Raw genomic sequence first — 3,260 nt, forward strand, 5'->3', positions numbered from 1 at the left:
CTCGGCTGCCCACACGTCTACTTCAACATTCCCCGCCATATGCCATACAACGAACAACCCCAGCCCAGGACACGAAATCCCGCTGGAGTATTAGAAGCCATCTCATTTGGAGGTTCCGGTAGCCTGGTTGTGTGTTGATGGTCTGGTGCCGGACGGGTTGTGGGAGCTGTTCCAGCGGGTGGTTCCCGAGGCGCCGACGCGCCCGCAGGGCGGAGGCCGGCGCCGGTACGGAGACCGTGAGGCGCTGGCCGCGATCATCATTGTGGCGACCACGGGCTGCACGCGGGCACAGGTCCCGCCAGTGTTCGGCCCGTCCGGCGCCACCGCTCACCGCCGGTTCACGGAATGGTCGAAGGCCCGGGTGTGGGCGAAGCTGCATCGCCTGGTCCTGGACGAACTCGGTCCGCGCGGCGAGGCCGCCGTGGACGACACGCACGACCTGCCCGACTCGCACGGCCTGCCCGACCCCGACGGCAGCGCGGAGACACTCTCCGCGCTGCTCGCCGAATACCAGGTCCCCAGTGCCGCGCTCGGCATCCTCCGGAACGGGAAGGCCACCGCATACGCCACCGGCGTCAGGGACGTGACCACCGGGGAGCCCGCGACGACCGGCACCGTCTACCAGTGCGGCTCCATGACCAAGACCTGGACCGCGCTCGCCTTCCTGCAACTCGTCGGCGAGGGCACGGTCGGCCTGGACGAGCCGGTGCGGACGTACCTGCCGGGCTTCCGGGTCGCCGACCCCGGCGTCAGCGCCCAGGTCACCCCCCGGCACCTGCTCAACCACACGAACGGGATCGAGGAGGACTTCGGCGATCCCGGCGAGGGCGACGACGTGTACGCGCGGATGGTGGCGAACATCGCCGACGCCGGCCAGGTCCACCCCCTGGGGCACACCCACGGCTACAGCGCCGCCCTCGGCTACGCGATCCTCGGCCGCATCCTGGAGGTCGCCGACGGCAAGCGGTGGGACGACCTCATGCGGGACCGCGTCTTCGGGCCGCTCGGGATGACCGACACGGGCACCCGGCCCGACCGCGCGGACCCGGCCCGCGCCGCCACGGGCCATGTGATCCGGTCCGTCGAAGAAGGCCCCGTCGTCACCCCCATCAGCCATCTGCCGCGCTCGTTCGGGCCCGGCGGCAACGTCACCTCCACCGTGGGGGACGTCCTGAAGACGGCGCGGATGTTCCTGGACGGCGGCGTCGCATCCGACGGAACCCGGGTCGTCCCCGCCCGTCTGCTCCGGGAGATGACCGGCTCCCGGGTCCCGCTGCCCGACCCGTACATGTTCGGCCCGTCCTGGGCCCTCGGCCTCATCGTGTGCGACTGGCACGGCGAGACCGTCTACGCGACCGACGGCAGCACCATCGGCCAGAACGCCCGGCTGCGCCTCCTGCCGGAGTCGGGCATCGCGCTGACGCTGCTGACGAACGGCGGACCGCGCGAGAGCTTCTACCGGAAGCTCTTCAACGAGATCCTGTCCGGCCTCGGCGCGGTGACCATGCCCGCCCTCCCGCCGCCCGATCCGGCCCTCCGGCTCGACCCGGCCCGGTACGAAGGCGTCTACGAACGGCCGGACACACACTTCGAGGTGACGGCCGAAGGCGGGGAGCTGTACCTCACCCACGCCCTGAACCCGATGGAGGCGCAGTTCCTCGGCAAGCCGGACCGCATACGCCGCCGGCTGCTGCCCGTCAGCGAGACACACTTCCTGATGCCCTCCGACGATCCGCTGGAGGACACCCAGACCGTCGCGATCTACGACTTCCGCGACGGCGCCGCGCAGTACCTCCACACCAACAGCCGGGTGCACCCCAGATCCCGCTCCTGACACCCCGTTGCGTCCCGTCAACCGGCCTGTGGCCCGGGGAGTTCCGGTCTGTCGGCGCACCCCTGGGCGGCAGAGCCGGTTGTGTGGGAGCGCACGAATTCCCGCGTCGCTTTCGGTCCACCGAACAGGCCCCGCCCTTCTTCCGCTCTCTAGGGTCGGCTGTGCGGTGCCCCTCCGGGCACTGCTTCCCATCGGTGCACAACAGACGCGAGGAGCAGTTCATGGGAGCACGTCGCAGGGTCCTCAGAGGTATGGCGGTGCTGGCTGTCGGGGCGGTGGCCGCCGGGGGAGCGGCGGTCCCCGCCCAGGCCGACAGCAGGGCTCCGGCACATGAGGCGACCCAGCAGGCGCTCGACAACATCGTGCGGGCCGGTGTTCCGGGAGTCCTCGCCGAGGTGAGGGACGCGAACGGGGTGTGGAAGGGCTCCTCCGGCGTCAAGGACGTGCGGACCGGCGCCCCGCGCGGTGACAACGACCGCTTCCGGATCGGCAGCACCACGAAGACGTTCACCGCGACCGTCCTGCTCCAGATGGAGGCCGAGGGGCTGCTTGACCTGGACGACACCGTGGAGAAGTGGCTGCCCGGACTGGTCAGCGGCAACGGCAACGACGGGAGCCGGATCACCGTCCGGCAGCTCCTCAACCACACCAGCGGCCTCTACGACTACATGGGGGACGAGAAGCTGAGGGACAAGGTCATGCGGGCCCCCGGGTTTTTCAAGCACCGCTACGACACGTACACCCCCGAGCAACTGGTCAGGATCGGTCTGGCCTACCCGCCGGTCTTCGCCCCGGGGACCAAGCACGAGTACACGAACACCGGCTACATCCTCGCCGGGATGATCATCGAGAAGGCGGGCGGCTCCACCTACGAGCGGGAGGTGACCCGGCGCATCATCAAGCCGCTCGGCCTCAAGGGCACCAGCACCCCGGGCACCTCCGCCGGGGTGCCGCGGCCCAGTGGCCGGGGGTACGCGACGCTCAGTGACGACCCGAAGGCGACCAAGCTCCACGACGTGACGCGGCTGAACCCGTCCTTCGGCTGGTCGGCCGGTGACATGATCTCCACCACCCGCGATCTGAACCGGTTCTTCAGCTCCCTGATGCGCGGCAAGGTCCTGCCCCCGGAGCAGCTCAACGCGATGAAGACGACCGTCCCCGACCCCGATGACCCGTCCGCCTCCTACGGCCTGGGAATCAGTACTTTCCTGACCAAGTGCGGCACCAAGCTGTGGGGCCACGACGGCGGTATCCCCGGCGCGCTGAACCAGGCGGTCACGACGGAGGACGGCCGCCACAGCCTCGCCTACAACTCCAACGCCCTCATGCCCGCCGCGATCGACCCGATCCTGGCGGTCATGGACGCCGAGTACTGCCCCGGCGGCACCGGCTGAGCCGACGGCCGGGGCCGCGGGCACCTCCGCTC

General features: G+C 70.2%; 2 protein-coding genes and 1 pseudogene. All 3 read left to right on the forward strand.

The genetic code is table 11. The features are described from left to right. Nucleotides 1-127: 127 nt before the first annotated feature. Nucleotides 128-415, forward strand: a pseudogene (locus ACWF94_RS37145) (transposase); the annotation flags it as partial. 6 nt (nt 416-421) lie between these two features. Further along, nucleotides 422-1,834, forward strand: coding sequence for a serine hydrolase domain-containing protein (locus tag ACWF94_RS37150; RefSeq protein WP_453499117.1), 1,413 nt, complete (start codon nt 422-424; stop codon nt 1,832-1,834). 221 nt (nt 1,835-2,055) lie between these two features. Continuing rightward, nucleotides 2,056-3,228, forward strand: coding sequence for a serine hydrolase domain-containing protein (locus ACWF94_RS37155; protein ID WP_453499115.1), 1,173 nt, complete (start codon nt 2,056-2,058; stop codon nt 3,226-3,228). Nucleotides 3,229-3,260: the final 32 nt, after the last annotated feature.

Source organism: Streptomyces sp. NPDC055078 (assembly GCF_053607985.1).